Consider the following 6539-nt stretch of genomic DNA (forward strand, 5'->3'; position numbering starts at 1 on the left):
GGGAGGCCCCCGCTAGCGCGGAGGCAGCGGCGGGCGCCGCAGGTTCGGTGCCGTCGCGTACGTCGGCGGTGTCGACGCCGGGTGCTTCGACAGCAGGCTCAGCGCCACCCGCACCGCGTCGTCCAGCACGGCGTGCCGCCCTTCCGCCCAGTCGAGCGGTGTGCGCAGCGCCTCCAGGTCCGGTTCCACGCCGTGGTTCTCCACCGACCAGCCGTACGTGTCGAACCACGCCGCGTTCATCGGCACCGTGATCACCGTGCCGTCACCGAGGCGGTGGCGCCCCGTCATCCCCACCACCCCGCCCCAGGTCCGCTGCCCCACCACGGGGCCCAGCCTCAGCAGCCGGAACGCGGCGGTGATCATGTCGCCGTCGGAGGACGTCGCCTCGTCGGCCAGGGCCACCACAGGACCCCTCGGCGCACTGGACGCGTAGGAGACCGCCTGTGCGTTACGTGTCAGGTCCCAGCCCAGGATCCGGCGGGTCAGCTTCTCCACGACCAGCTCACTGATGTGGCCGCCCGCGTTGCCCCGTACGTCCACGATCAGTGCCGGACGCGACACTTCCAGCCGCAGATCGCGGTTGAACTGGGCCCAGCCCGAGCCGCCCATGTCGGGGATGTGCAGATAGCCGCACCTGCCGCCGCTCAACTCCCGTACGACCTCACGACGTTTGGCCACCCAGTCCTGGTAGCGCAGCGGTCGCTCGTCGACGAGCGGGAGAATCGCGATGCGGCGCGGCTGCCCGCCACCCGCCGGCCGGAACGTCAGCTCCACCGTCGTGCCGCCCGCCGCCGTGAGCAGCGGGTACGGTCCCGCCACCGGGTCGACGGGCCGCCCGTCGACATGGGTGAGGACCGCGCCCTCCCTGATCCCCGTACCGGCGAGCGGTGAGCGCGCCTTGGAGTCCGACGAGTCGCCGGGCAGGATGCGCTGGATCAGCCACTCCCCGTCCCGGCACACCAGATTCGCGCCGAGCAGACCGATCGCCCGCTGGTAGTGCGGCGGGCCCTCGTTGCGGCGGGCAGGGGAGACGTACGCGTGCGAGGTGCCCAGTTCGCCCAGGACCTCGCGCATCAGGTCGGCGAACTCGTCGGGGGACGCGACCCGTTCGACCAGCGGCCGGTACTGGTCGAGCACCGCGCCCCAGTCGATGCCGCACATGTCCGGCTCCCAGAAGTAGGAGCGGATGATCCGGCCCGCTTCCCCGTACGCCTGGCGCCACTCCGCGGGCGGGTCCACCTCGTGCAGGATGCGGCGCAGGTCGAGATAGACCGTGGAGTCGTTGTCGCCGGCCTCGGTGGCCGGTACGGCGCGCAGCTCGCCCTCGTCCATGACGACCAGCCGGCTCGTGTCGCCGCTGACCGCGAACCAGTCGAGGTGGTCGACGAGTTCGGTCTTCCTGGCCTTGGCGATGTTGAAGTGTTCCAGGGTGGGCCGCCCCGACATGTCGGCCGGGTTCGCGAACGTCTCGCCCAGCGCGCCGGAGATCGGCCAGCGCAGCCAGACGAGTCCGCCGCCACTGACCGGGTGCAGCGCCGAGTACTTCGACGCCGAGACCGGGAACGGCGTGACCCTGCTCTCCAGGCCCTCGAACTCGACGGTGACCGTCGCCCCCTCGCCCGTAACGCCCTCGGGAATGTCCACCGGGTCGAGTCCGCCCGCCGCCGGGCGGCCGTCCGGCGAGAGCGCGAAGGGCGACGGGGTGGCCGAGGAGAGCGGGACCAGATAGGGGCGGCAGCCCAGCGGGAAGGAGAGGTCGCCGGTGTGGACGTCGTACACCGGGTCGAAGCCGCGCCAGGAGAGGAAGGCGAGGTAGCGGCCGTCGCCCGTGAAGACGGGGTTCTCGTCCTCGAAGCGGCCGTTGGTGACGTCGACGATGACGGGGGAGCCGGGGCCGGTGATCCGCGCCAGTTTGATCTGGCGCAGGGACCGGCCGATGCCCGGGTGCGACCAGGTCAGCCAGTGCCCGTCGGGTGAGAACGCCAGATCGCGGACCGGCCCGTTGGTGGAGCGGATCAGCTCGGTGACCCGGTCGTCGGCATCCGCCGCGGCGTCCGTGTCCACGGCCTGCACCAGATCGGCCCGGGTGGAACCGGTGCCCTCCTCCTCCGCCTCGGCGGCCTCCGGCTCCGCCGTGTCCAGGAGGAGCAGGCGCCCGTCGTTGGAGGCGATCGCGAGCTGCTCGCCGTCCGGGTCGGAGGTCATCTCCTCCACCCGGCCGAGCTTCCCCGAGGCCAGCCGCCGTGGCTCGCGGTCGCCGCTGGCCCGCGGCAGGTAGGCGATCTCGATCGCGTCGTCGCCGTCCGCGTCCGTCACGTACGCGACCCGGCCGCCGCTGCCGAGCATCTCCGGCGTCCGGACCCGCACCCCGGGGGTGTCGGTGATCGTGCGGGCGGGGCCGTCGCGGTGGGTGAGCCAGTACAGGCTGCCGCGTACGGCGACGGCGCTCGCCCGGCCCGTCTCGTCGACCGACAGCGAGTCGACGTTGGTGGCGGCCGGCACCTGGTAGGGGCGCCGCCCGGCCCGCGGCCCGCCGAGCCGTACCTCCAGTTTCCGCGGCGCCGCGTCCGGCGCTTCGAGGTCGTCGACCAGCCACAGCTCACCGGCGCACTGGTATATGACCCGGTAGCCGTCGCTGGAGGCGTTGCGTGCGTAGAACGCGTCGTGGTCCGTGTGGCGGCGCAGACCGCTGCCGTCCATCGCGCACGAGTACAGATTCCCGACGCCCTCGTGGTCGGAGAGGAACGCGATGCGGCGCCCGACGATCATCGGCGAGTTCAGATGCCCCCCGATGTCCGGCAGCAGCCGCTCGCCGTGCAGCCACAGCCGCCCCATCGCGCCGCCCCGGTAGCGCTTCCACGCCGCCGGGTCGTGCGGTGGCGTGCCGGTGAGCAGCAGGGTGCGCCGTTCGCCGTCGATGTCGGCGACCGCGATGTCGGCGACAGGACCCCAGGGCAGTTTGCCGCCGGGGCTGCCGTCGGTGGGGACGCTGTAGGCCCAGGCGAAGTACGAGAACGGCTGATTGTGCGAGGACACGGCGAGGATCTGGGAGGAGTCGCCCGGGTCGGGGCTCCAGCCGCAGACCCGGGCGTCGGTCGAGCCCCAGTAGGTGAGCCTGCGGGCGGGCCCGCCGTCGACGGGGGCCAGATGGATCTCGGGGTCGAGCGTGCGCCAGGTCGTGTAGGCGATGTGGCTGCCGTCGGGCGAGAAGCGCGGATGGCTGACTCTCGTCCTGTCGACGGTCACCCGCCACGCGCGGCCGGGCCGATGCCCCGCGGGGACGAGGGGAGCGACCCATAGGTCGTCCTCGGCCGCGAAGCAGAGCAAGTCCTGGTGGAGGTGCGGGAACCGGAGATACGCGACGTCGTCACTCACCCTCCAATGCTTCCGGTGCGCAGGGCCCGCGGCAACTTGTGGTGCAGCACACAAGCGAAACGATTTCGTTTCGCTGGGTGGCGGGAGTACGGTTCAGGTGTACGAAACAGTTTCGTTCGATTGACTGGCGAGCGACTGTCGTACGCGGATGCATCCGGAGGAGGTCGGCACATGGCGCGCACCAGGCTCACGCCAGAGCGTGAGAGCGAGCTCTACGCCGCCGTGCTCGATCTGCTCCGCGAAGTCGGCTACGACGCCCTGACCATGGACGCCGTCGCCCAGCGCACCCATTCCAGCAAGGCCACCCTCTACCGCCAGTGGGGGAGCAAGCCAGAGCTGGTCGTCACCGCCCTGCGGCACAACAAGCCGGTGAGTCTCGCCGAGATCGACACCGGTTCGCTGCGCGGAGACTTCCACTCCGTACTCAGTCGTACGGACGATTGCCAGATGGAGAAGGACTCCGCGCTGATGCGGGGTCTGGGCCATGCCATCCATGACAATCCCGATCTGCACCAGGCGCTGCGGGAACTGCTGATCGAGCCGGAGATGACCGGCCTCGAAACGCTGCTCCAGCGGGCCGTGGACCGGGGTGAGCTGCGCCCGGACAATCCGGCGCTGAAATATGTACCGCACATGCTGATCGGCGCTTTCGCCGCTCGGCAGCTGGTCGAGGACCGCGCCGTCGACCAGGCGTTTCTCACCGATTATGTCGACTCCGTGGTCCTCCCCGCCCTCGGCGTCTGACGTCCCCGTTCGTTTCGTACGGCCCTCTCCCCAAAGCCCCACCTGACACGCCGCTCTCGTCGTCGGGGTGGTTCCTCACGCCCATTTCCACTCAACGACTGACCGGGAGTACGCCCCCGTGGCCACTTTCCTTTACAAGCTCGGACGGCTCGCCTTCCGGCGCCGACGCTATGTCGCCCTTGTCTGGGTGGCACTGCTGGCGCTCGCCGGATTCGGCGCTGCCTCCGCATCGCCCGCCACCTCGAGTTCCTTCTCGATTCCGGGTACGGAGGCCCAGAAGGCCTTCGACCTGCTGGAGCAGCGCTTCCCCGGAGGCAGCGCCGACGGCGCCACCGCCCGGGTCGTCTTCAAGGCCCCCACGGGCGAGAAGGTGACCGACGCGGCGAACAAGGCCGAGGTCACGGAGATCGTCGGTGAGCTGAAGTCCGGTTCGGACCAGGTCTCCTCGGTCGCCGACCCGTACGCGGCGAACGCCGTCAGCAAGGACGGCTCCACGGCCTACATCTCCGTCTCGTACAAGGTCAACTCCATGGAGCTGACCGACGCGACCCGGGAGGCTCTGGAAGAGACCGGTACGGCCGCCGAGAAGAGCGGTATGACCGTGGAGATCGGCGGTGACGCGCTCCAGGTCATGCCGCACACCGGCGCCGGCGAGATCATCGGTGTCGCCATCGCCGCCGTGGTGCTGGTCATCACCTTCGGCTCGCTGATCGCCGCCGGGCTGCCCCTGATCACCGCGCTCATCGGCGTCGGTGTGGGTATCTCGCTGATCACGGCCCTGGCCAACGTGCTGGACCTCGGCTCGACCACCTCCACCCTCGCGATGATGATCGGCCTCGCGGTCGGCATCGACTACGCGCTCTTCATCGTCTCCCGCTACCGGGCCGAACTGGCCGAGGGCAGGGAACGCGAGGAAGCGGCCGGACGCGCGGTCGGCACGGCCGGTTCCGCGGTTGTCTTCGCGGGCCTCACCGTCGTCATCGCGCTGGCCGGCCTGGCCGTCGTCAACATCCCGATGCTGTCGAAGATGGGCTTCGCGGCCGCCGGTACGGTCGCGATCGCCGTCCTCATCGCGCTCACCCTCGTCCCGGCGCTGCTGGGCTTCGCGGGCAAGCGGGTCTTCGGACGCAAGGCGCGCAAGGCCGCCGAGGCCCTGACGAAGTCCGAGGCCGGGTCCGAGACCTCGTTGAACAAGGCCGCGCCGAAGCAGAACGTGGGCACCCGCTGGGCGCGGTTCGTGCTGCGCAAGCCGGTGTGGGTGCTGCTGGTCGGTGTGCTCGGCCTCGGCGTCATCGCCGTACCGGCCGCCTCGCTGGAGATGGGCCTGCCCGACGAGGGCTCGCAGCCCAAGAGCACCACGCAGCGCCAGGCGTACGACATGCTCTCGGACGGTTTCGGCCCCGGGTTCAACGGACCGCTGCTCGCCGCCGTCGACACCAAGAACAGCTCGGACGGCAAGGCCGCCGTCGAGCGGGTCTCGGAGGAGATCAAGGCCCTCCCGCACGTCGTGGCCGTCACCCCGGCCGTCTTCAACAAGGCCGGCGACACCGCGACGATCACCGTCATCCCGCAGGACCGGCCCAGCTCCGCGCAGACCGAGGAGCTCGTCCACTCCATCCGCGACGCGGGCGGTGACATCAAGAAGGACACCGGGGCCGAGGTCCTGGTCACCGGCGCCACCGCGATGAACATCGACTTCTCGCAGAAGATGAACGACGCGCTGCTGCCCTACCTGGCACTCGTCGTCGGCCTGGCCTTCCTGCTCCTGATGCTCGTCTTCCGCTCGATCCTGGTGCCTCTCAAGGCGGCCCTCGGCTTCCTGCTCTCGGTCGTCGCGGCCCTGGGCGCGGTCGTCGCGGTCTTCCAGTGGGGCTGGCTCGGCTCGCTCTTCGGCGTCGAACAGACCGGCCCGATCATGAGCATGATGCCGATCTTCATGGTCGGTGTGGTCTTCGGTCTCGCCATGGACTACGAGGTCTTCCTCGTCACGCGGATGCGTGAGGCGTACGTCCACGGGGAGTCGCCCGGCCAGGCGATCGTGACCGGCTTCAAGCACGGGGCCCGCGTGGTCACGGCTGCAGCCGTGATCATGATGGCGGTCTTCTCCGGCTTCATCAGCTCCAGCGAGTCGATGATCAAGATGATCGGCTTCTCGCTCGCCATCGCCGTCTTCTTCGACGCCTTCGTGGTGCGGATGGCGATCGTGCCCGCGGTGCTCGCCCTGCTCGGCAAGCGTGCCTGGTGGCTGCCGCGCTGGCTGGACCGCGCCCTGCCCAACGTGGACGTCGAGGGCGAGGGGCTCCGCAAGGAGCTCCCCGACGCCCCCGAGATCTCCGGCGGGGAGTCCGACGGGGACGCCAAGGACGAGCGCGAGCTGACCCGGGTCTGAGACCCGGTCGGCCCGGGTCCCCGACCCGGGC

Annotated in this window: 3 protein-coding genes; 2 read left to right on the plus strand and 1 reads right to left on the minus strand. The window is 70.4% G+C overall.

Annotation, left to right across the window (positions count from 1 at the left end):
- Positions 1-12: 12 nt before the first annotated feature.
- Positions 13-3375 (minus strand): S41 family peptidase, encoded by a 3363-nt coding sequence (locus tag ACWGO0_RS30685; protein WP_453542275.1) that lies wholly within the window; start codon positions 3373-3375, stop codon positions 13-15.
- Positions 3376-3546: 171 nt separating this feature from the next.
- On the opposite strand from ACWGO0_RS30685, the gene ACWGO0_RS30690 reads away from it, so the two are divergent.
- On the plus strand, positions 3547-4119 hold the full coding sequence (locus tag ACWGO0_RS30690) for a TetR/AcrR family transcriptional regulator (RefSeq protein ID WP_453542278.1): 573 nt from the start codon (positions 3547-3549) through the stop codon (positions 4117-4119).
- A gap of 118 nt (positions 4120-4237) precedes the next feature.
- A complete protein-coding gene (locus ACWGO0_RS30695; protein WP_453542281.1) occupies positions 4238-6508 on the plus strand; it encodes an MMPL family transporter in 2271 nt (756 codons plus the stop codon).
- Positions 6509-6539 lie beyond the last annotated feature (31 nt).

Source organism: Streptomyces sp. NPDC055749 (assembly GCF_053617235.1).